Origin of the sequence: Streptomyces sp. NPDC090088, assembly GCF_044747345.1 — a bacterium.
Lineage (GTDB): Bacteria > Actinomycetota > Actinomycetes > Streptomycetales > Streptomycetaceae > Streptomyces.
Genome location: NZ_JBIVDZ010000007.1, coordinates 57,039 through 76,896, shown reverse-complemented (window position 1 = coordinate 76,896; position 19,858 = coordinate 57,039). Strand labels below are relative to the sequence as shown.

Sequence of the window (19,858 nt, the reverse complement as noted above, 5' to 3'; positions counted from 1 at the left end):
TCTGTCGGCCTACCTTGGCGACATGGCCCGACGTCCGTCCCGGCACACGCCGCGTCGAATCCCCCGTGCACTCAGCTTGGCCGCATCCGTCGCATGGGGCGAGTTGCGGCACGACCCCGCCCGGGCCGCGCTGCTCGGCGTCCGGCTGCTGCCGGGGCGGGTGCGGCGCGGGCTGCGGCCGGTCGAGCGGCGGCTGGCCGCCCGGGCCCGTGCGGCCGGTCCCACCGCCGGCCCGTCCGCCGCTCGGGTGGCGGCGCCCGCCGGGCGCGCGGTGCGGCCCGAGCCCGGCCGGGTGCTCCATGTGGTCACCAACGGGCTGCCGTTCAAGCACGCCGGCTACACCGTGCGCACCCAGGCCCTCGCCGAGGCCCAGCGGGCGGCCGGGCTCGACGCGCACGTGGTGACCCGGATCGGGTTCCCGGTGGCGCAGGGCGTTCTCGACGCCCGTCCGCTGCAGATCGTGAACGGGGTGCCGCAGCACCGGCTGCTGCCGCTCGGACTCCCGTACGGGCAGGGGGCGGTCCTCGCCCGCAACGCCGAGTTGGCCGGGCGGCTGGTGGAGCGGCTGCGGCCGGCCGTGCTGCACGCGGCCACCGACCACGGCAACGGGCGGGTGGCGCTGGCGCTGCGCGAGACCTACGGGCTGCCCGTGGTCTACGAGGTGCGGGGCTTCCTGGAGGAGACCTGGCTGACCCAGGCGCCGGGCCGGAGTCCGCGGGACGGGACGTACCGGGCCCGGCGTGCCCTGGAGACGCACTGCATGCGCGAGGCCGATCTGGTCCTGACGCTGGGCTCGGCGATGAAGGCCGAGATCGTGGGCCGCGGGGTGCCCGAGGAGCGGGTGCTGATCGTGCCCAACGCGGTGGACGAGGCCTTCCTCGCGCCGCCGCCGGACGGGGCGGAGCCGCGCGCCCGGCTCGGCATCGCGGCCGACGACTTCGTGGTGGGGACCGTGAGCAGCCTTACTCCACACGAGGGAATCGGCACATTGCTCCATGCGGGTGCCGAGCTGCGCCGCCGGGGCGTCCCGCTGCGGCTGCTGATCGTCGGCGACGGACCCGAACGGGTGGCGCTCCAGGCGCTCGCCCGGCGGCTCGGACTCGACGACGGCACCGCTCTCTTCACCGGCCGGGTGCCGCACCGCCAAGTGCGCTCCTACCACGCCGTTCTGGACGTCTTCGCGGTACCGCGCACCGATGAACGGGTCTGCCATCTGGTCACCCCACTCAAGCCCGTCGAAGCGATGGCGAGCGGTCTTCCCGTGGCGGCCAGTGATCTCACAGCCCTGCGAGAGCTGGTCGAACCAGGGGTTAACGGCCAGCTAATCCCGCCTGAATCTCCGCATGCTTGGGCAGAAGGTCTCGAAGTATTGCTCTACAGTCGAAAACGGCGGCATGAATGGGGAGCTGCGGCCCGCGCGCTGGTGGCGCGTGAACGCACCTGGAACAGGGTCGCTGCCACGACCCGAGAGGCGTATCGCACTCTTGGATGTGTCTGAGGCCCCTCGCTTGAGGGCGGAGTGAATCCCTATGCAGGCTGAAAATGCCGTACCGCTCGGGGAATTGAGCGCATCGCTCGGGGACGAGGAACAGACCGACGGCGTCGAACTGGCCGTCATCGGGCTCGGCTACGTCGGACTTCCGCTCGCGCGGGAGGCATCGCTGGTCGGCCTGAGAGTAGCGGGCCTCGATCTCGACCCACGGGTCGTCGAGGGCCTCAACGCCGGCCACTCCCATGTCGACGACGTCTCCGACGAGGACGTCGCCCGGATGCGGCAGGCCGGGTTCACCGCGTACACGGACGACGCCTGTCTGGCCCGGGCGCAGACGGTCGTGATCTGTGTGCCGACCCCGCTCAGCGAGGACGGCGGACCCGATCTGCGCGCGGTGACCTCGGCCGCGAGCGCGGTGGCGGGCCGGCTGCGCCGGGGACGGCTCGTCGTCCTGGAGTCGACGACCTATCCGGGCACCACCGAGGAGGTCGTCAAGCCGCTCCTGGAGGAGTCCGGGCTGCGGGCCGGCGAGGACTTCGCGCTGGCCTTCTCACCGGAGCGCATCGACCCGGGCAACACCACGCACGGGCTGCGCGAGACACCGAAGGTGGTCGGCGGCCTCACCCCGGCCTGCTCGGCGAAGGCGGCCGCCTTCTACGGCAAGCTCGTCGACACCGTCGTGCAGGCCAAGGGCACCCGGGAAGCCGAGATGGCCAAGCTCCTGGAGAACACCTACCGGCACGTCAACATCGCCCTGGTCAACGAACTGGCCATCCTCTGCCGCGAGCTGAAGGTGGACGTCTGGGACGCGATCCGCTGCGCGGGGACCAAGCCGTTCGGTTTCCAGCCCTTCCGGCCGAGCGCCGGGGTGGGCGGCCACTGCATCCCCATCGACCCCAACTACCTGTCGTACAAGGTGCGTTCGATCGGCTACGAGTTCCGGTTCGTGGAACTCGCCCGGGAGATCAACGCACATATGCCGGAGTACGTCGTCCGGCGCGCCCAGGACCTGCTCAACCACGAGGGCCGCGCCCTGCACGGCTCCCGGGTGCTCCTGCTCGGCGTCACCTACAAGCCGGACGTCGCCGACCAACGGGAGGCGCCCGCGGTGCCGGTGGCCCGGCTGCTGCGGGAGCGGGAGGCGGAGATCGCCTTCCACGACCCCTTCGTACCGGCCTGGTTCGTGGACGGGGAGGCCGTGCCGCGCGTCACCGACGTGGCGGCCGCCGTGCGCTCGCACGACCTGACGATCCTGCTCCAGGACCACTCCGTGTACGACCTCCCGGCCCTCGGCGACGAGGCCCGTCTGCTCTTCGACACCCGGGGGCGGATCTTCCGGCCCGGTGTCGAGGTGCTCTAGGCGATCCCTGCGGCAACTCCCCTTCCGCGGTCCGGAGTCCGAGGACTCCGAGCCGCGGAGTCGAAAGGCGCTCAGATGCGGATACTCGTCGTCACCGTCGTCCACCACCCCGAGGACGCGCGCATCCTGCACCGGCAGATCGGCGCGCTGCGGGAACGGGGTCACCACGTCGTGTACGCGGCACCGTTCTCGGCCTGCGAGGTGCGGCCCCGGGCGGACCTCGAAGGCATCGACCTGCCCCGGGCGTCCGGCCGCGACCGCCGGGCGGCCGTGGGCGCCGCCCGTGCCCTGCTGGCCGCGCGCGGCCACGAGGCGGACGTGGTCCTCCTGCACGACCCGGAGCTGCTGCTGACGCTCCCGGGCACCCTGCGCCGCTGGCGGCGGTCCGGGGCCGGTCCGGTGGTCGTCTGGGACGTCCACGAGGACACCGCGGCGGCGCTCGCCATGAAGCGCTGGGTGCCGAAACCGCTGCGGCCGCCGCTGCGGCTGGGCGTACGGGCGGCCGAGCGGCTCGCGGAGCGCCATCTGCGGCTGCTGCTCGCCGAGGACGCCTACCAGCGGCGGTTCCGCCGCACCCACCCGGTGGTGCCGAACTTCACGACCGCGCCCGTCCACGCCCCCGAAGCGCCGGGCACCGGACACGTCGTCTACGTCGGTCACCTGTCCCGGGCCCGCGGCGCGCTGGACCTGATCGAGACGGCCCGTCAGCTGGGCCCCGGCCTGCGGGTCGAGGTGGCCGGCGCGGCCGACCCCGACGTCCGGGAGGCGCTCACGGCGGCCGACCGGGACGGGGTGCTGCGCTGGCACGGCTTCCTGCCCAACGACCGGGCCCTCGCGCTGCTCTCCGGCGCCCTGGCCGGCCTCTCCCTCCTCCACGACCAGCCCAACTACCGCCACTCACGGCCCACCAAGGTCGTCGAGTACATGGCGCACGGGGTTCCCGTGATCACCACGCCCACCCCGCTGGCGGCGGAGATGGTCGAGCGGCACGGCTGCGGTCTCGTCGTCCCGTACGAGGATCCGCGCGCCGCGGCGGCGGCGATACGACGGCTGGGCGCCGACGCGATCCTGCGGCACACCGCGGCCCAGCGCGGCCGTGAGGCGGCCCTGACCCACTTCAACTGGCCGGACAAGGCAGCGGAGTTCACGCACTGCCTGGAGACCTGGGTGCGGGAGGAGGCCGGAACTAGGCGCGCTCGTGACGGGGCTCGTACAAGGCGACCTCGCCTCCGCCCGGCAACCGGAAGGCCGTCACCCGGCCCCAGGCCGCGACCTGGACGGGTCGGCTGAACTCCACGCCCTTGGCGGTGAGTTCGCTGACCGTGGAGTCCAGGTCGTCGCACATCAGCATCAGTTCGTGGGACGGTTCGCCGTCGGCCGGGTGGCAGGCCACCTCGGCCGGCGGCAGCCGGAAGATCAGCCAGCCGTGCCCCACGTCGACGTGCGGCCAGTCCAGGACGTCCCGGAGGAAGGCGCGGTCCGCCTCGGCGTCGCGCGTGTAGATCACCACATGTGCCCCATTGATCACGCGCGGAGGCTAGTCGCGGGGCGGTCGGTCGGCAAGCACCCGCCGCCGCGCGCCCTCACCCGCGACCACGCGCCATCACTGGCCACCACCCGCCGTCACGCGTTGGACCAGCCCCGCTCGCAGAGCACCAGCCGGTATCCGTCGGGGTCCTCGACCGTGACGCCCCACCGGTTCCAGTACGGGTTGGGCGAGGGCACCCGCTTGCCGCCGTGTTCCTCCAGCCGGGCGACCAGTTCCTCCGGCACCGGTCCGTCGACGTAGACGACCAGCAGGTCCTCCTCGGTGGGCCGGGGTTCGACGGGCCGGGCGGGCTCGTGGACCAGCTCCAGATGCCAGCCGGCGTCCGGCCAGCCCATCATCAGCAGGTCGTGCTCACCGGGTTCCGGCCCGCCCTCGGCCCGCCACACCACGCCCAGTCCGAGGCCCGCCACCCAGAAGCGCTCGGCCGCCGCGAGGTCCCGGGAGGGGCGGGCGATCCGGATGTGACTACGGCCGTCGACGGGCATCGTGACCTCTTCCTGAGCTGCCGTTTCCTCCTCGGCAGCCTAGGTGTCCGCGGCTCCCCAGGCCATCGGCCGATCGCCCTGGACCGCAGGGCCTGGGCCTCCTCCGCACGGCGGCGGTGCCGGGCAACGGGCGTCGCGGTGCGCCGCGTTGCCACGGCACCGCCCCGCCCCGTTCAATGGCGCAACTCACCGGGGGAGATCCGGACGCGGGAGCGCTTGCCGTGCATCGCGCCGGGTCCGGGAACCGTCGTCGTGCGAAGTCACGTCCACGGACGGAAACCGGTTACGCTCCCCCCGACTTCTCACTGCGAGGATGACATGACCGCCTCCCCCGACGATCCGACCGCGGAAGACGTCGCCGCCTCGTCGGAGCCGCCCGCCACCCCACGTCCGCGCGGACCCCTGCCCCGCCGCGAGAGAGGCCCGTCGGCGATAGCCGAGGCAGGCGCCTCGTCCCCCGCGCCGAGACCCGGGGCGGCCCCCGGCGGAGCCGCCCCCGAACCCGAACCCGGTCCCGGGTACGCGCCCGTACCGCCCATGTCCGCCGCCGCGGCGGAGTTCGCGGCCCTCACCACCGAGGCACCCGGCCGGACGGGCCAGGCGGACAGCGCGCCCGGCGCCGACCCGCGCCCCCGTCCTGGGCACCCGGACGCCCCGGTCGTCACCACCGCCACGCCCCCGCGTCGCTCCCGGCGCCCCGGCCCGGCGGTACTGGCCGGTGCCGCCCTCGTGGCCGCCCTCCTGGTCGGCACCGCGTTCCTCCTGAACGGCGGCGACGGCGACGGCACGGACCACACCGACGCGTCCGGATCCGCGGCGGGCTCCCTCCTCGGCGACGGGAAGGACGGTTACGCCCCCGGCTCCTCCGGCTCCTCCGGCGGAGCGACCCCGCAGGCGTCCGTGAAGAGCGCGCCCCAGGGGCGGACGCCCTCGCCCACCCCCTCGTCGACGCCCTCCAAGAAGTCCGGCGGAACCAGGAAGAGCGACGGCAAGAAGGGCAGCGCGGCCACGCCCACCGCATCCGCCGTACCCCACACCCCCTCGGTCACCGTCGCGAACGTCCGGCTGCGGGGCGCGGGATCCGGCCGCTGCATCGACGTGACGGACGGCAGCACGGCGGACCAGACCCCCCTGCAGATCTGGGACTGCAGCGGTGCCGACTGGCAGAAGTGGACGTTCTTCGCCGACGGCACCGTCCGCAGCCTCGGCAAGTGCATGACCGTCGCCGGGGGTTCGCGGGACGACGGCGCGGCGATCCGCCTCACCGGCTGCGACGGCTCCGGGGCCCAGCGGTTCCGGCTCACGGCGGCGGACGACCTGGTCAACGTCCAGGCCGACAAATGCGTCGACGTCACCGACGTCCGGAGCGACAACGGGGCGCGGCTTCAGCTGTGGGGCTGCTCCGGCGGGAGCAACCAGAAGTGGAGCGTCCACTGACGCCACCCCCGCGCACCGGACAGCCCCTAGGCGCGCGGAATACCGTACGCCCGGTCCACGCGCAGCCGCAGCACCAGCCGGCGGTCGCGGACCATCGCGGCGCGGTAGTCGTCCCAGTCGGGGTGCTCGCCCTGGACGTCGCGGTAGAGGCGGACGAGTTCCTCCACGGTCTCGTCGTACGGGTCCTGGGCGACCGGTGACAGCTCGGCGGTGCCCTCGGCGACCGTGTAGGCCCAGCGGTCGGGGCTGGTGACGTGGTAGGAGGCGCGGGGGTCGCGGCGCAGGTTGCGGGTCTTCGCGCGGTCGTCCGTGATCGAGACGCGCACGGTCCGCTCGTCGGGGTAGTACGCGTGGCTGACATTGGACAGCTGGGGGCGGCCGTCGCTCTTGAGGGTGACCAGCACCCCGGCGTGGCCTTCGGAGAGCAGCTTCAGAAGAGCGTCCTGGGTCATACAGGGGACAACCCCGCAGCTGCCGTCCCGCATTCCCTTCCGGCCGTCCCGGACCGAGACGGTAGACACTGTCTACGGCCGCCTGGTAGACAGTGTCTATGACAGAGTCCGGGACAAGCCTGCGCGACCGGCTGGTCGACGTCGGCGTGGAGTTGGTGGCCGCCGAGGGCGCCCAGGCGCTGACCCTGCGGGAGATCGCCCGCCGGGCGGGGGTCTCGCACGGGGCACCCCGCCGCTACTTCCCCACGCATCTCGAACTGCTCTCGGCCATCGCACGCCGGGGCTTCACCGAACTGGCCGCGCGCGGAGCGGCGGCGCTGGGCGGCGGTACGGCGGCACCGGGCGCGCAAGTCGCCGCGCTGGCCCGGGTGTACCTGGAGTTCGCGCGGGACAGTCCGGGCATGTACGAGCTGATGTTCCGTCACGACCTGCTGGAGAGCGGCCATCTGGGGCTGCGGGAGACCAGCCTGCCGCTGTTCGGGCTGCTCGCCGACCTGGTCGGCCGGGCCCGGCCCGGCGCGGACGCACGGCTCGTCGCGGGCGCCCTGTGGGCGAACCTGCACGGCATCGCCCAGCTGTGGAGCTGGGGCAGCCTCCGACTCGCCACCGGTGCGGACGACTTCGGGCCCCTGCTGCGCTCCGCGCTGGACGCGCACCTCGGGCCGGAGGCCGGCCGGTGAACCGGCGGCTGACGCTGGTGAGCAGTGTCGCGGGCGCCGTGGTGGTCGCGCTGGACGGAACTGTCCTGACGGTCGCGCAGCCCACGCTGCAACGGGAGTTGCACGCCTCCTTCGCCGAGGTGCAGTGGACCAGCACCGCCTATCTCATCGCGGTGGCGAGCCTGCTGGTCTTCGCCGGGCGGCTCGCCGACCGGTACGGGCAGCGGCGGATGTTCGGGCTGGGCATGCTCGGCTTCGGCGCCGCCTCGGCCGGTATCGGCTGCGCGCCGGGGATCGGCTGGGTGATCGGACTGCGGGTGGCCCAGGGCGTGTTCGGGGCGCTGTTGCAGCCCGCGACCCTCGGCATGCTGCGGACCGTTTGTCCGCCGGACCGGCTGGCGAAGCCGCTCGCGGTGCGCACGGCCGCCGTCGGACTGGCGGCCGCCGCAGGGCCGTTGGCCGGCGGGGCGCTGGTGACGGGGCTGGGCTGGCGGGCGGTGTTCTTCCTCCATGTGCTGCCGACGGCGGCCTTCGGGGTGCTCGCGCTGGCCGGGCGGGAGCCACGACCGGCGGTCCGGACCCCGCTGGACGGGCCGGGCGCGCTGCTGCTCGCGGTGACCCTGGCCGCTCTGGTGCACGGACTGGTCACCGGTACGGCGGTGAGTCTCGGGGTGGCCGTGGTCACCGGGGCCGTGTTCGTCCGGCACGAGCGGCGGACGGCGAGCCCGCTGGTGCCGCCCGGGGTGATCGGCGTCCCGGCGGTCGGGGCGGCCCTCGGTGTCCTGGTCACCGCGTCGGCGGCGCTGTTCGGCACGCTGTTCGTCGCCGTCTACGTCCTCCAACGCACCCTCGGCCTCGACCCGTTCGCCAGCGCCCTGCGCAGTCTGCCGCTGGCGGTGCTGATGGTGGCTTCCGCCGCCGGGTGCCCCGTACTCCTGCGCCGGTACGGCCCGCGCCGCACCACCGCGGCGGCCATGGCCCTGCTCACCGTCGGTGTCCTGCTGCTGACCCGGCCCTCGGCCGCGCCCGCGCTGTACGGCGGTTTCGCGGCGCTGGGCGCCGGGTTCGGCACGGTGATGGTGGCGGCGACCCAGGTCGTCGTACGGCAGGCGGACGCCGGGTCGGCCGGGGTGGCGGGCGGGTCGCAGCAGACCGCGCTCAACATCGGACCGGTGCTCGGGGTGGCCGTGGCGGGCGCCCTGCTGCCCTCCGGAGCCACGGAACCGCTGCTCGTCCTGGGGTTTCTGGCCGCGCTCGGGGTGGCGGTCGCCCGTCCGCTCCCCGGCGCATCTCCTATAGCGTCCGTCACACCACACGCGGATGGGCGGGACCGTTCCCCCCTTCCTGCGCGACGATGAGATCCGAGGTCGGACCGCACCGCGGACGACGCGACCGGAGGAGAGCGATGGCACAGCTGCGACAGGAAGTCGACCCCAGTGAGGTCGGGCTGGACGTGAAGGCGCTGGACCGCCTCGACCAGCACTTCGCCCACTTCGTCGACGAAGGACGCCTGCCCGGCTACCTGGTGGCCGTGGCGCGCGGCGGCCGGGTCGCCCACCTCACCACGCAGGGCCACCGCGACCGCGCGGCGGGACTGCCGGTCGAACCGGACACCATCTGGCGGGTCTACTCCATGACCAAGCCGGTCACGGCGGTCGCGATCCTGCTGCTGGTGGAGGAGGGCCTGCTGTCGCTGGACGATCCGGTCGACCGCTTCCTGCCCGAGTTCGCCGAACCCCGGGTGTACGTGTCGGGTTCGGGCGAGGACACGGTGACCCGGCCGGCCGACGGACCGATCCTGATCCGCCATCTCCTCACCCACACCGCCGGGTTGACCTTCGCCTTCTACCACACGCACCCCGTGGACGCCCTCTACCGCGAGGCGGGCCTGGAGTTCTCGGTACCGGCGGGCGCGAACCTCGCGGAGACGATGGCGGTGTACGCCCGGATGCCGCTCCAGTTCGAGCCGGGCACGCAGTGGAACTACTCGGTGGGCTTCAACGTGCTCAGCCGCGTCGTCGAGGTGGTCTCCGGGCAGCGGCTCGACGAGTTCTTCGCGGACCGGATCTTCCGCCCGCTCGGCATGCCGGACGCGGGCCTGCACATCGTGCCCGAACAGGCCGACCGGCTCTCCGAGTTGTACGGCGAGACGGACGGCGGCGGCATCGAGGCGATCCCCGGGCTGCCGCTGCGGGGACGCCCCCGCTTCCTGTCCGGCAGCGGCGGCCTGGCGGCGACCGCCTACGACTACCACCGGTTCATGGAGATGCTCCGCCGGGGCGGCGAGCTGGACGGCGTCCGCCTCCTCTCCCCCGCCTCGGTCGGCCTGCTCTCCGGCAACCACCTGCCCGGCGGCGCCGACCTGCGCGCCTTCGGCGCCCCCGTCCACCAGGAACCCGGCAACGACGGCCTCGGCTTCGGCCTGGGCGTCTCGGTGGTGATCGACCCGGCCCGCACCCTCTCGCCGAGCAGCCCCGGCGCCTACGGCTGGACCGGGGCCGCCACCACCGCCTTCTGGGTGGATCCCGCCCACGACCTGACCGTGCAGTTCCACACCCAGCTGCGCCCCAGGAGCCTGAAGATCTTCCCGGAACTGCGCCGGCTCGTCCACGAGACGATCCAGGACTGAGCGGACGCCCGGGTCAGACCAGGTTGGCCTCCGGGCGGGGAGCGTCGGCCGCGAACCGGCCGGCGCTGAGCGGGCGGACGTCCAGGAAGGGTGCCCGGCCCAGATACAGGTCGCGGATCACCTCGCCGACCGCCGGGCCCTGGAGGAAGCCGTGACCGGAGAACCCGGTGGCATACAGGAACCGGGAGACCGAAGGGGCTTCGCCGATCAGGGCGTTGTGGTCCGGGGTGTTCTCGTACAGGCCCGCCCAGCCGCCGGTGCGGCGCAGGTCGAGCAGGGCCGGTGCGCGCAGCCGCATCGTCTCGCACAGGCGCGGGATCCAGCGGTCGTGGGCGTCGGTGGCGAAGCCCGGCCGCTCGTCGGGGTCGGACATGCCGAGCAGCAGTCCGGGGCCCTCGGCGTGGAAGTACAGGCTGCTGCTGAAGTCGATCGTCATCGGGAGCGTCGGCGGCAGCCCCGGGACCGGTTCGGTGACCGCGATCTGGCGGCGCAGGGGCTGCACCGGTAAGTCGACGCCGGCCATCGCGCCGACCGCCCTCGACCAGGGCCCGGCCGCGCAGACCACCGTGTCGGTGGCGATCCGGCCGAGGGTGGTGTGGACGGCGGTGACATAGGGGCCGTCCCGTTCGATGCCGGTGACCTCGGTGTGGCGCAGCACGCGGGCGCCGTGGGCGCGGGCCGCGGCCGCGTAGCCGTGCACGACGGACTCGGGGGTGCAGTGGCCGTCGTCCGGGGAGTACGCGGCGGCCAGCAGCCCGTCCGTGCTGATCAGCGGGGAGAGCCGGGCCGCCTCCTTCGGGGTGAGCATCCGGCTGGGCACGCCGAGGTGGTTCTGGAGCCGGACGCTCGCCTCGAAGGAGGCGACCTCCTCGGGGGTGGAGAGGAGGAAGAGGTAGCCGACCCGGCGCAGCCCGATGTCGTACCCGATCTCCTCCCCGAAGCGGGCGAAGGCCTCTAAGCTGCGCGCGCCCAGCTGGACGTTGAGCTCGTCGGAGAACTGGGCGCGCACTCCGCCCGCGGCCTTCGAGGTGGATCCGGCGGCCAGCTCGTCGCGTTCGACGAGGACGACGTCGCGGACGCCCGCGCTCGCGAGGTGGTAGGCGATGCTGGTGCCCATCACCCCGCCGCCGATGATCACTGCCTGGGCCCGAAGATTCACGCGTGTACCTCCTGTCGGTCTCCCCCGATCCTTCCCCGGGAGGCCGCCCGGTACCTCAGGACCAGTGCGCGACCGCGTCCAGGTGGGGCAGCACATGGTCCAGGCGCTCCCGCTTGGTGCGCAGGTACGTGATGTTGTTCTCGCACGGCTCGATCAGCAGCGGGACCGTTTCGGCCACCTCGATGCCGTGCCGGACCAGAGACTCGCGCTTGCGCGGGTTGTTGGACATCAGGCGCACCGAGCGCACCCCGAGGTCGCTCAGGATGCCGGCGGCGACACCGTAGTCGCGGGCGTCGACGGGCAGGCCGAGCGCGAGGTTGGCCTCGACGGTGTCCAGGCCCTCCGCCTGCAGGGCCATCGCGCGCAGCTTGGCCAGCAGACCGATGCCGCGGCCCTCGTGTCCCCGCAAGTAGACGACGATGCCGCTGCCTTCGGCGACGACCGCGCGCAGCGCCGCGGCCAGCTGGTCGCCGCACTCGCAGTGCTGGGAGCCGAACGCGTCGCCGGTCAGGCACTCCGAGTGCAGCCGGGTCAGCACCCGGTCGCTGTCGATGTCCCCGTAGACCAGGGCGACTTGCTCGTCACCGCGGTCGTGGTCCAGGTAGCCGATCGCCTGGAATTTCCCGTAGACGGTGGGCAGCGGTGCATTCACGACGCGTTCCACGCCCGAACGCCGTGGGGACTTCGTGCCGAGTACGCCGATGTTTTCTGTCATGATCTGATTCCTAAGCAGAGACGAAAGGCCGTGAAAAGATGAGTGGTTCGGGCGCGCGTACGGCGGCATACGGTCTGTTGCCGGCGGACACTACGGAAGAGGTACGGACCAGGGGGGCGGGCGTTTCAACACAGGTCGCCGTCCTTCCCGTGGGGAGCTTCGAACAGCACGGCCCGTACCTGCCGCTGGCCACCGACACCCTCGTCGCCTGTGCCGTCGCCCGGGAGATCGCCGCCACGTTCCCGGTGCACCTCCTTCCTCCGGTGACGGTCTCCTGCTCGCACGAGCACGCCGCCTGGCCGGGGACCGTCAGCATCTCCGCGGTGACCCTGCACGCGGTGGTGAACGACATCGCCGCCTCGCTGCGCCGCTCCGGCGTCGAGGCACTGGTCGTGGTCAACGGCCACGGCGGCAACTACGTGCTGGGCAACGTCGTGCAGGAGGCGTCCGCGCGGGGCGAGCGGATGGCGCTGTACCCGGCCGCCGAGGACTGGGCGGCGGCGCTGGAAAAGGCCGGGGTGGAGACCTCGGCGCTCACCGACATGCATGCCGGGGAAATCGAGACCTCCATTCTGCTGCACGCTCATCCCGAATTGGTCCGCCCTGGTTACGAGTCCGTCGATTTCACCGCTGACGACCGTCGTCATCTCCTCACCCTGGGAATGTCCGCCTATACCGAGTCGGGCGTGATCGGCCGCCCTTCCCTGGGGTCGGCGGAAAAGGGGAAGGAACTGCTGGCGAGCCTGGCGGATTCCTTCGGGGCGGTTTTCGAACTGCTCACCGCCGGGCGGGAGTAGCGCAGTCCGGCGTACCAGCGGACGACCAGGACCACCAGGCCGGGCAGCGCCGCCACGAAGCTGAGCACGCCGTAGACGACGGCGGTGGCGAGCCCGGTGTTCGCGCCGAGGCCCGCCGCGGCGAACGCCCAGGCGGTGACGCCCTCCCGGGGCCCCCAGCCGCCGACGTTCAGCGGCAGGCCCATGGCGACCAGCGCCAGCACCGCGATCGGGGTCACCTCCGCCACCGAGGCGGCGGAACCGGCGACCCGCGCGGACACCACGAACATCCCGACGTGCCCGGCGAGGATGACCGCCGAGGACAGCGCGACGCCCGGACCGTTCTTCCGGGACAGCAGCGCTCGGCGGGCCTCGGCGAGCGTCGAGCGCAGGGCGCCGCCGCGCCTGCCCGGGGCCTTGTTCATCCGGAGGGCGACCACGATCGCGATCGCGCCCGCGACCCCGGCGGCCGCCAGCGGGGCGAAGCTGCGGACGTCCGCGCGGACCGGCGAGGGCAGGATCAGCAGCGCGCCCGCGCCGAACACCGTCAACGCGATCTGGCCGGCGGTCCGTTCGAGGACGACCGCGCGGACCCCGCGCCCGATGTCGCCCTCGCTCTGCCCGTGCCGCACCGCCCGGTGGACGTCGCCGAGTACCCCGCCGGGCAGGGCCGCGTTGAGGAACAGCGCCCGGTAGTAGTCGCCGACGGCGGGCCCGAGCGGCAGCCGCAGGCCGAGGCTGCGGGCCACCAACTGCCAGCGCCAGGCGCTCAGTACGGTGGTGACCGCGCCGATCACCAGGCCGATCACCAGCGTCGGCGTGTCGATCCGGCGCAGTCCGTCGAGGAAGACGCCGGTGCCCAGCCGCCACAGCAGCACGCCGATGATGGCGGCGCCGGCGGCCGTGCCCAGGTGGGGGCGGACGGCACGGAAGGTGAGGCGCCGGCCCACGCCCACCGGGGCGACGGACGCGCTCTCCCGGACCAGGGTGGGCGTGCTCACGAGGTGCCTCCGGTCGGCCGGGCCAGCGCCAGCAGGTCGCTGTGGTGCAGGAGGACCCGCAGTTCGCCGGCCGCGTTGGCGGCGAGCCGCTCGGCCAGGTAGGCCTCGGCGCGCTCGGCCAGTTCGGGGCGCTGCTCGACGGCGGCGCCGACCCAGCCGCGCAGCCACTGCTCGGTGAGCGCCTTCTCGTCGGGGCCGAGCCGCCACGGGCTCGGGTGCACCTTCACGGTGGCGCCCCGGTCGGCGAACGCCTCGCAGGCGGCCGTGATCGCGTCCGGGCCGAGCATGCCGCCGCGCCGCTGGTGGGCGTTGAACGCCTCGGTGATCTCGGCGTCCAGCGGGTGGGACGGGGTGAGGTCGACCCGCCCGGCCACCGACAGGGTCAGCAGCGCGGGGCAGCCGGCCCCGGCGCAGGCCTCGGCGAGTATGTCGACCTCCTCCCGGGTGAGGACGTCGAGCAGGGCGGAGGCGGTGACCAGCGAGGCGCCTATGAGCGCGTCGGGGGTGAGCCGGGCGACGTCGCCGCGCCGGGTCTCCACCGTGACCCGGCTGCCGTCGGCGGCGGCCCGGGGCGAGGCGACGGCGGCGAAGTGCAGCAGGTAGGGGTCGCGGTCGTGCAGGATCCAGTGCTGGGCGCCGTCGAGCCGGGGGGCCAGCCAGCGGCCCATCGAGCCCGTTCCGCAGCCCAGGTCGTGCACGACGGTCCCGCCCGCCTTGCCGGGCAGGTTGGCCAGCCGGATCCGCAGCGGGTCCAGCAGGTCGTGCGCCCGGGCGGCCGCGTCCACGCCCTCCCGCAGCTCCAGCCACTCGGGCGCGTACCGCGGTGGCTCCTCGGGCCCGGCCTCGCGCAGCCGTACGGTGGCCCGCTCGCCGGGCCGCACGACGGGACCGGCCCCGGCGATCACCTCGGAAGACACCTGTTCGCTCTCTCGTCCCACTCCTGCATCCGTAGCATCCCTCGGCCCCGGCTGCGCGGGGATCGCGCCGACCGGAGTAGTGGTCGTGGTCTCGCTGGTCATGCCGCCCTCCTGGGTTCGTCGGGGAGTCGGAGCAGGACTCCGGCCAGGCTGCGGGCGGTGGCCGCCCAGCCGTCGAGTGCCGCCCGCCGGCCGCGCGCGGCGGCCTTGAGACGGCGGCGTACGTCCGCCTCGCCGAACCAGCCGCGCAGTTCGGCGGCGAGCGCGGCGGGGTCCTCCGGCGGCACCAGGATGCCGGGCACCCCGCCGTCGGGGGCGCGGCCGACCGCCTCGGGCAGTCCGCCGACGTCGGTGGCGAGCACCGGGATGCCCCGGGCGAGGGCCTCGGTGACCGCCATGCCGTAGGTCTCGGCGTACGAGGTGAGGACCATCAGGTCGGCGGCCGCGTAGCTGGCGTCGAGCGCGGCGCCGGAGCGCGGGCCGGCCAGGTGCAGCCGGTCGGTCAGCCCGTGCTCGGCGATCAGCGACCGCAGATGGGCGACGTACTCGGGGTCCTGGCCGAGCCCGCCGACGCAGGTGCAGGTCCACGGCAGGTCCCGGACCGCGGCGAGCGCCTCGACCAGCCGGTGCTGGCCCTTGCGCGGGGTGACGGCGGCGACGCACACCAGGTGCGAGACCCCGTCGGTGCCGCCGGCCAGCGGGGCGATGTCCGCGCCCGGGGCGGCGACATGGACCCGTTCGGGTGCCAGGCCGTGGTGCGAGACCAGCCGTCGTACCGCCCAGTCGCTGGTCGCGATCACGGCCGGTACGGCGCGCAGCACCGCGCGCTCACGGGCGTCCAGGTCGGCGGCGACGGCCCGGTCCAGGCCGGTCTCGTCGCCGAGCGGCAGGTGGACGAGGACGGCGAGCCGCAGCCGTTCCGCCTCGGGGACGACGATCTCCGGGACGCCGCAGGCGACCAGGCCGTCGAGCAGGACGGCCGCACCGTCGGGCAGTTCCCGCAGGGTGCGCGCGAGGTTGTCCCGGGCGGCCTGCTCGGGGCGCGGCCAGGATCCGGCCGCCACGTGCCGGGTGACCTGCCAGCCGAAGCCGGGCAGGTCCAGGCAGACCCGCCGGTCGTAGGCGTTGCCGCCGCTCGGCTGGGCCGGGTCGTCGACGCCGCCGGGCATGACGAAGTGCACGGTGCGCAGGGACATGGGCAGGATCCCGAGGTTCGCCGGGGCTTGGATGTCGGCGGTGGCCGCGCGCGGCGCGGGCACGTAGGTGAGGGCCGGGGCGCGGCCGACGGCCATGTCGGTCACAGGGCACGCTCGTAACTCGCCCAGGCGACGTGCGACTCGTGGAGCGTGACGGTCAGTCCGGCGAGGCCCCTGGCACCCTCACCCAGGGCACCCTTCTCGATCCGCTCGGCGAGCCGGTCCGCGATGACCTTCGCGAGGAACTCCGTGGAGGTGTTGATCCCGGCGAAGTCCGGCTCGTTGTCGAGGTTTCTGTAGTTCAGCTCGCTGACCACGGCCCCGAGCTCCTGGGTGGCAAGACCGATGTCGACGACGATGTTGTCGTCGTCCAGCTGCTCGCGGCGGAAGGTGGCGTCCACGAGGAACGTGGCGCCGTGCAGTCGCTGCGCGGGTCCGAACACCTCGCCGCGGAAACTGTGGGCGATCATGATGTGATCGCGGACGGTGATGCTGAACAACGGACGACCCTCCAGGTGCGGCGCGTCTGGTCCCCCGGCTGATCCCTGCCGGGGGATGCCCTTAATACGGCTCTTGGCTTCCCCGTGTTCAGTCCACTCTCACTCTTTTCTCAGGTCAGGCACGCTTGGCGGGCCAATTGGACGTTCCGTCAGCGGTTGTCGCCGTAGCGCACCCGGTGGCAGAGGGCCGGGATCTCCCCGGAGGCGAGCTTCGGGAGCAGCTCCGGGAGCTCCTCGAAGGCGCTCTCGCCCGTGATGAGGGCGTCCAGCGCCGGGTCGGCCAGCAGGTCCAGGGAGAGGGCGAGCCGGTCGGCGTAGGTGCGGCCGGACCGGCGCGGGGAGACGGTGCCGACCTGGCTGCTGCGCACGGTGAGCCGGCGGGAGTGGAAGGCCTCGCCGAGCGGGAGGGCGATCCGCCGGTCGCCGTACCAGCTGAGTTCGAGGACCGTGCCCTCCGGCGCGAGGAGTTCCAGCGCGCGGGTGAGGCCCTGTTCGGTGGCGCTGGCGTGCACGACCAGGTCGCAGCCGTCCAGGGCGTCCTCGGGGGCCGCGAAGTCCACGCCGAGGGCCTCGGCGGTCCTGGCCCGGGCCGGGTCGGCGTCGACCAGCTGGAGCCGTACGCCGGGGAAGCGGGCGAGCAGGGCGGCGACCGAGCAGCCGACCATGCCGCCGCCGATCACCGCGATCCGGTCGCCGATCAGGGGCGCGGCGTCCCAGAGGGCGTTCACGGCGGTCTCCACGGTGCCCGCGAGTACCGCGCGCGCCGGTGGTACCCGCTCGGGTACCACCGTCACCGCGCTCACCGGAACGACGTAACGCGTCTGATGCGGGTACAGGCAGAAGACCGTACGGCCGATCAGCCCATCGGGGCCCTGCTCCACGACGCCGACGTTGAGGTAGCCGTACTTCACCGGCCCGGGGAACTCGCCCTCCTGGAACGGCGCCCGCATCACGGCGTGTTGGCTCTCGGGCACCCCGCCCCGGAACACCAGTGTCTCGGTGCCCCGGCTGACTCCCGAGTACAGGGAACGCACCAGCACCTCGCCCTCGCCGGGCCCCGTGAGGGTGACGTCGCGCAGCTCTCCGTGGCCCGGGGAGCGGAGCCAGAACGCGCGGGCCGAGGAGTTCATCGGCATCCTCCTGAACGATCGGGAAGTGGTTCACGTACGGAGATGTGCACAGCGAGAAGTGCACAGGCCGCGCACAGTACGCGGCGTTGATCGACTCTGTCACTCGGCCGGAGGACGTGCGGTGGCCCTGAACAACACTTACGAAGCCAGGCTGGTCCAGCAGGAGACCGCTGTGGGAGCGGGAGTACAGATCCTGTTGCTGGCGTTGCTCGGCTCGGCGATCGGCATGGGGCCGGCCGGCTGGTTGACGGGTCTCGCGTTCGCGATAGCCACCTGGGCGGTGCTCTCCCGGGCCCTGCACCGGACCCGGCCGCGCTCCTTCGGGCCCGCCAACCGGGTGACCCTGGGCCGCGCGATCCTGGTCGGCGGGGTGACCGCGCTGGTCGCCGACTCCTTCGAGAGCTCGCCGCCGGTCACGCTGCTGGTGGGCCTCACCGCGGTCGCCCTCATCCTCGACGGCGTCGACGGCAAGGTGGCCCGCAGGACCGGGACGTCGACCGCGCTGGGCGCCCGCTTCGACATGGAGGTCGACGCGTTCCTGATCCTGGTGCTCAGCGTGTACGTCTCGACGCAGCTCGGGCCGTGGGTGCTCCTGATCGGCGGCATGCGCTACGCGTTCGTGGCGGCGGCCAGGGTCGCGCCCTGGCTGAACGCCCCGCTGCCGCACTCCATGGCCCGCAAGACGGTCGCCGCGATGCAGGGCGTCTGCCTGCTGGTGGCGGGCGCGGACCTGCTGCCCTACGCGGCCAACCTGGGCGTGGTGCTGCTGGCGCTGGGCTCGCTGCTGTGGTCCTTCGGGCGGGACGTGGTGTGGCTGTGGCGCAACGGGCGGGTGGCCGCGCCGGCGGAGGCGGAGGCCCCGGTGCGGGCCGGTGCCGAGGCGCAGCTCCCGCTGGCGGAGGAGATCGAGGTCGAGCTCGGGCTGCGGGAGCTGGCCGCGGTGCGGTGAACGCTGAACCGACCACGACGAGGGGCCCGGACCGGGGGATGGTCCGGGCCCCTCGTCGTTTGCCTACGGGCGTTTGCCTACGACCGTGCGCCCCGCGTCCGTACGAAGGTGAACGCGGCCGCCGCCAGGCCGATCGCGCCGACGATCAGGCCCGCGATGCCGAGGCCCCGGGCGGTGGAGTCGCTGGAGTCGGCGGACGCGGTGGCCGACTTGGCGCTGCTCTTGGCCGTCGGTGCCGTGGACGCGGCGGCCGTGTCCCCCGCCGCCGTCAGCTTGAGCGTCGGCGCCGGGTTCTCCGGCTCCTCGTCCCCGCTCTGGGCCTCCTCGATCCAGCGGACGACCTTGCCGTCGGAGTAGGTCTGCAGGGTCTTGAAGGCGAGTTCGTCGGTGTCCTCGGGCAGTTGGCCGAAGGCGACGTCGAAGTCCTCGAACTGGCCGGCGCCGATCTTGCCGCCGGTCCAGGTGATCTCGGAGACGGCGTCGGTGATGGTGCCGTCGTCGGTCTTCACGGGCGTCTTGAGCTTGCTGGTGGTGACCTTGGCGGTCCAGCCGTCGCGCGGGCTGACGAGCACGCCCAGGACCGGGTGGTCGGTGGGCAGGTAGACCTGGACCTTGGTGGTGGAGGCGGTGTCCTCCTCGTTGGGCACGCGGAAGGTCAGCACGCCGTCGGTGGCTCCCTTGGCGTAGCTCTCGGGGTGGACGGTGACATGCGCGGCGGCGACTCCGGCGGCGACGAGGACCGACGTGGCGGTGAGCGCGGTGACGGTGGCGGCGCGGCGCAGGGCAAGGCGGGTTGTGGACATGGGTGAACGGATCTCCGTACGGCTGAAGTGTGTAAGAGGCTGTTACCGCTGTTGGGCCGTGTACGGGATCGGGGGGCCGCGTCGGCTCACGGCGTGCCGGAGCGCCAGCAGGCGGGGCCGGACCGGGTGGGCGAGGGCGGGGAGACGGTGGTCGGCCGGGGCGGGCAGCGGGGCGTCGTGCCACCAGGCCGCCAGGCCCGGCACGAGCGCGGCCGCGCGGCGCAGCAGCGACCAGAGCGCGGCCTCGCCGCACCGCAGCCACCAGGAGGCGACGAGCGCGGCGACGACGTGGGCGGCGGTGGCGTGCGCGGTGAGCAGGTGCGGGTGGTGCGCCATGCCGGCCATGGTGTGACCGTGCATGCCGGCCATGCGCATGGGACGCGCGGGGGCGGCCGGGCGGGCCGCGTCGAAGCCGAAGTGCAGTCCGGCCTGGGTCAGGAGCATGCCCGCGCCGATCTCCGGGAGTCCGCGCTCCCGTCCCGCGAGGGCCCGCCCCGCGGCGAACACGGCCAGGAACCCGGCCGCGTCGGCCCAGAGCGGCGGCAGGTCGCCCATGGCGAGGCCGTGACCGGCGGCGGCCAGGAGTACGCACACCGCGGCGAACACCGCGGCACGCAGGCTCCGTACCGCCGGTGACGCACTCATGGTG

At 73.6% G+C, this 19,858-nt stretch carries 20 protein-coding genes and 1 pseudogene; 9 read left to right on the top strand and 12 right to left on the bottom strand.

Going from position 1 to position 19,858, the window contains the following annotated elements; translation table 11 throughout:
* The first annotated feature begins 76 nt into the window (after positions 1 to 76).
* The 3 genes from ACIPSJ_RS31375 (at position 77) to ACIPSJ_RS31365 (ending at position 4,142) form a co-directional block, all read left to right on the top strand.
* Positions 77 to 1,498, top strand: a complete 1,422-nt coding sequence (locus tag ACIPSJ_RS31375; protein WP_359213995.1) for a glycosyltransferase family 4 protein — start codon at positions 77 to 79, stop codon at positions 1,496 to 1,498.
* A 64-nt stretch (positions 1,499 to 1,562) separates the two neighbouring features.
* Entirely contained in the window at positions 1,563 to 2,852 is a 1,290-nt protein-coding gene (locus ACIPSJ_RS31370) for a nucleotide sugar dehydrogenase (protein WP_401351049.1), read from the top strand.
* A 75-nt stretch (positions 2,853 to 2,927) separates the two neighbouring features.
* Entirely contained in the window at positions 2,928 to 4,142 is a 1,215-nt protein-coding gene (locus ACIPSJ_RS31365; RefSeq protein ID WP_401351047.1) for a glycosyltransferase family 4 protein, read from the top strand.
* Here ACIPSJ_RS31365 and ACIPSJ_RS31360 read toward each other — a convergent pair.
* On the bottom strand, positions 4,039 to 4,380 hold the full coding sequence (locus ACIPSJ_RS31360; RefSeq protein WP_355713980.1) for a VOC family protein: 342 nt from the start codon (positions 4,378 to 4,380) through the stop codon (positions 4,039 to 4,041). The two genes, ACIPSJ_RS31365 and ACIPSJ_RS31360, sit on opposite strands and share 104 nt — an antisense overlap.
* 95 nt (positions 4,381 to 4,475) lie before the next feature.
* Entirely contained in the window at positions 4,476 to 4,886 is a 411-nt protein-coding gene (locus tag ACIPSJ_RS31355; protein ID WP_401351045.1) for a VOC family protein, read from the bottom strand.
* Between the two features lie 318 nt (positions 4,887 to 5,204).
* Between ACIPSJ_RS31355 and ACIPSJ_RS31350 the strand changes: the two genes are divergently transcribed.
* Positions 5,205 to 6,323 (top strand): ricin-type beta-trefoil lectin domain protein, encoded by a 1,119-nt coding sequence (locus ACIPSJ_RS31350; RefSeq protein ID WP_401351044.1) that lies wholly within the window; start codon positions 5,205 to 5,207, stop codon positions 6,321 to 6,323.
* Positions 6,324 to 6,349: 26 nt separating this feature from the next.
* Here the strand turns inward: ACIPSJ_RS31350 and ACIPSJ_RS31345 are convergent, their stop codons facing one another.
* The gene (locus ACIPSJ_RS31345; RefSeq protein ID WP_359214011.1) at positions 6,350 to 6,775 is read right to left on the bottom strand and encodes a PPOX class F420-dependent oxidoreductase; all 426 of its coding nucleotides are present in this window, start codon (positions 6,773 to 6,775) and stop codon (positions 6,350 to 6,352) included.
* Positions 6,776 to 6,873: 98 nt separating this feature from the next.
* Between ACIPSJ_RS31345 and ACIPSJ_RS31340 the strand changes: the two genes are divergently transcribed.
* Genes ACIPSJ_RS31340 through ACIPSJ_RS31330 form a run of 3 tightly spaced genes read left to right on the top strand, consistent with a single transcriptional unit; the run spans position 6,874 to position 10,063 of the window.
* The gene (locus tag ACIPSJ_RS31340) at positions 6,874 to 7,455 is read left to right on the top strand and encodes a TetR/AcrR family transcriptional regulator (protein WP_401351043.1); all 582 of its coding nucleotides are present in this window, start codon (positions 6,874 to 6,876) and stop codon (positions 7,453 to 7,455) included.
* Positions 7,452 to 8,792: an MFS transporter gene (locus ACIPSJ_RS31335; protein WP_401351042.1), complete on the top strand. Its 1,341-nt coding sequence runs from the start codon at positions 7,452 to 7,454 to the stop codon at positions 8,790 to 8,792. The genes ACIPSJ_RS31340 and ACIPSJ_RS31335 overlap by 4 nt, the downstream gene beginning before the upstream one ends.
* Positions 8,793 to 8,839: 47 nt before the next feature.
* A complete protein-coding gene (locus ACIPSJ_RS31330; RefSeq protein WP_359214020.1) occupies positions 8,840 to 10,063 on the top strand; it encodes a serine hydrolase domain-containing protein in 1,224 nt (407 codons plus the stop codon).
* Between the two features lie 13 nt (positions 10,064 to 10,076).
* On the opposite strand, the gene ACIPSJ_RS31325 is transcribed toward ACIPSJ_RS31330, so the two are convergent.
* Together ACIPSJ_RS31325 and ribA are read right to left on the bottom strand one after the other, a co-directional pair.
* Positions 10,077 to 11,222: an FAD-binding oxidoreductase gene (locus tag ACIPSJ_RS31325; RefSeq protein WP_359214023.1), complete on the bottom strand. Its 1,146-nt coding sequence runs from the start codon at positions 11,220 to 11,222 to the stop codon at positions 10,077 to 10,079.
* A 55-nt stretch (positions 11,223 to 11,277) separates the two neighbouring features.
* Complete coding sequence (gene ribA, locus ACIPSJ_RS31320; RefSeq protein WP_355713997.1) at positions 11,278 to 11,937, bottom strand: GTP cyclohydrolase II; 660 nt, start codon at positions 11,935 to 11,937, stop codon at positions 11,278 to 11,280.
* 38 nt (positions 11,938 to 11,975) lie between these two features.
* Here ribA and ACIPSJ_RS31315 point away from each other — a divergent pair, with 38 nt between their 5' ends.
* Positions 11,976 to 12,734 (top strand): creatininase family protein, encoded by a 759-nt coding sequence (locus ACIPSJ_RS31315; protein WP_359214027.1) that lies wholly within the window; start codon positions 11,976 to 11,978, stop codon positions 12,732 to 12,734.
* Between the two features lie 98 nt (positions 12,735 to 12,832).
* Here ACIPSJ_RS31315 and ACIPSJ_RS31310 read toward each other — a convergent pair.
* From ACIPSJ_RS31310 to ACIPSJ_RS31290, 5 genes and pseudogenes are all read right to left on the bottom strand, one after another.
* Positions 12,833 to 13,591, bottom strand: a pseudogene (locus ACIPSJ_RS31310) (YbhN family protein); the annotation flags it as partial.
* A 119-nt stretch (positions 13,592 to 13,710) separates the two neighbouring features.
* Positions 13,711 to 14,733, bottom strand: a complete 1,023-nt coding sequence (locus ACIPSJ_RS31305) for a trans-aconitate methyltransferase (RefSeq protein ID WP_401351040.1) — start codon at positions 14,731 to 14,733, stop codon at positions 13,711 to 13,713.
* Positions 14,730 to 15,923: a glycosyltransferase family 4 protein gene (locus tag ACIPSJ_RS31300; protein ID WP_393546494.1), complete on the bottom strand. Its 1,194-nt coding sequence runs from the start codon at positions 15,921 to 15,923 to the stop codon at positions 14,730 to 14,732. Before ACIPSJ_RS31300 ends, ACIPSJ_RS31305 begins: the two co-directional genes overlap by 4 nt.
* 5 nt (positions 15,924 to 15,928) lie before the next feature.
* Positions 15,929 to 16,327 carry a 6-carboxytetrahydropterin synthase gene (locus tag ACIPSJ_RS31295; protein ID WP_093497951.1) on the bottom strand — a complete coding sequence of 133 codons (399 nt, stop codon included), beginning with the start codon at positions 16,325 to 16,327 and terminating at the stop codon, positions 15,929 to 15,931.
* Between the two features lie 149 nt (positions 16,328 to 16,476).
* Entirely contained in the window at positions 16,477 to 17,457 is a 981-nt protein-coding gene (locus ACIPSJ_RS31290; RefSeq protein ID WP_401351038.1) for a zinc-binding alcohol dehydrogenase, read from the bottom strand.
* A gap of 121 nt (positions 17,458 to 17,578) precedes the next feature.
* Here ACIPSJ_RS31290 and ACIPSJ_RS31285 point away from each other — a divergent pair, with 121 nt between their 5' ends.
* Positions 17,579 to 18,406 (top strand): CDP-alcohol phosphatidyltransferase family protein, encoded by an 828-nt coding sequence (locus ACIPSJ_RS31285; RefSeq protein WP_401351037.1) that lies wholly within the window; start codon positions 17,579 to 17,581, stop codon positions 18,404 to 18,406.
* A 77-nt stretch (positions 18,407 to 18,483) separates the two neighbouring features.
* Here the strand turns inward: ACIPSJ_RS31285 and ACIPSJ_RS31280 are convergent, their stop codons facing one another.
* Entirely contained in the window at positions 18,484 to 19,209 is a 726-nt protein-coding gene (locus tag ACIPSJ_RS31280) for a YcnI family protein (protein ID WP_359214044.1), read from the bottom strand.
* Between the two features lie 42 nt (positions 19,210 to 19,251).
* Positions 19,252 to 19,854 carry a hypothetical protein gene (locus ACIPSJ_RS31275; RefSeq protein WP_359214047.1) on the bottom strand — a complete coding sequence of 201 codons (603 nt, stop codon included), beginning with the start codon at positions 19,852 to 19,854 and terminating at the stop codon, positions 19,252 to 19,254.
* Between the last annotated feature and the right edge of the window lie 4 nt (positions 19,855 to 19,858).

Coding starts and splice junctions, on each gene's coding strand:
- ribA (WP_355713997.1), bottom strand. CDS start 11,937: ATGACAGAAAACATCGGCGTACTCGGCACGAAGTCCCCACGGCGTTCG.
- ACIPSJ_RS31340 (WP_401351043.1), top strand. CDS start 6,874: ATGACAGAGTCCGGGACAAGCCTGCGCGACCGGCTGGTCGACGTCGGC.
- ACIPSJ_RS31305 (WP_401351040.1), bottom strand. CDS start 14,733: ATGACCAGCGAGACCACGACCACTACTCCGGTCGGCGCGATCCCCGCG.
- ACIPSJ_RS31365 (WP_401351047.1), top strand. CDS start 2,928: ATGCGGATACTCGTCGTCACCGTCGTCCACCACCCCGAGGACGCGCGC.
- ACIPSJ_RS31300 (WP_393546494.1), bottom strand. CDS start 15,923: ATGGCCGTCGGCCGCGCCCCGGCCCTCACCTACGTGCCCGCGCCGCGC.
- ACIPSJ_RS31345 (WP_359214011.1), bottom strand. CDS start 6,775: ATGACCCAGGACGCTCTTCTGAAGCTGCTCTCCGAAGGCCACGCCGGG.
- ACIPSJ_RS31350 (WP_401351044.1), top strand. CDS start 5,205: ATGACCGCCTCCCCCGACGATCCGACCGCGGAAGACGTCGCCGCCTCG.
- ACIPSJ_RS31315 (WP_359214027.1), top strand. CDS start 11,976: ATGAGTGGTTCGGGCGCGCGTACGGCGGCATACGGTCTGTTGCCGGCG.
- ACIPSJ_RS31275 (WP_359214047.1), bottom strand. CDS start 19,854: ATGAGTGCGTCACCGGCGGTACGGAGCCTGCGTGCCGCGGTGTTCGCC.
- ACIPSJ_RS31355 (WP_401351045.1), bottom strand. CDS start 4,886: ATGCCCGTCGACGGCCGTAGTCACATCCGGATCGCCCGCCCCTCCCGG.
- ACIPSJ_RS31290 (WP_401351038.1), bottom strand. CDS start 17,457: ATGAACTCCTCGGCCCGCGCGTTCTGGCTCCGCTCCCCGGGCCACGGA.
- ACIPSJ_RS31330 (WP_359214020.1), top strand. CDS start 8,840: ATGGCACAGCTGCGACAGGAAGTCGACCCCAGTGAGGTCGGGCTGGAC.
- ACIPSJ_RS31280 (WP_359214044.1), bottom strand. CDS start 19,209: ATGTCCACAACCCGCCTTGCCCTGCGCCGCGCCGCCACCGTCACCGCG.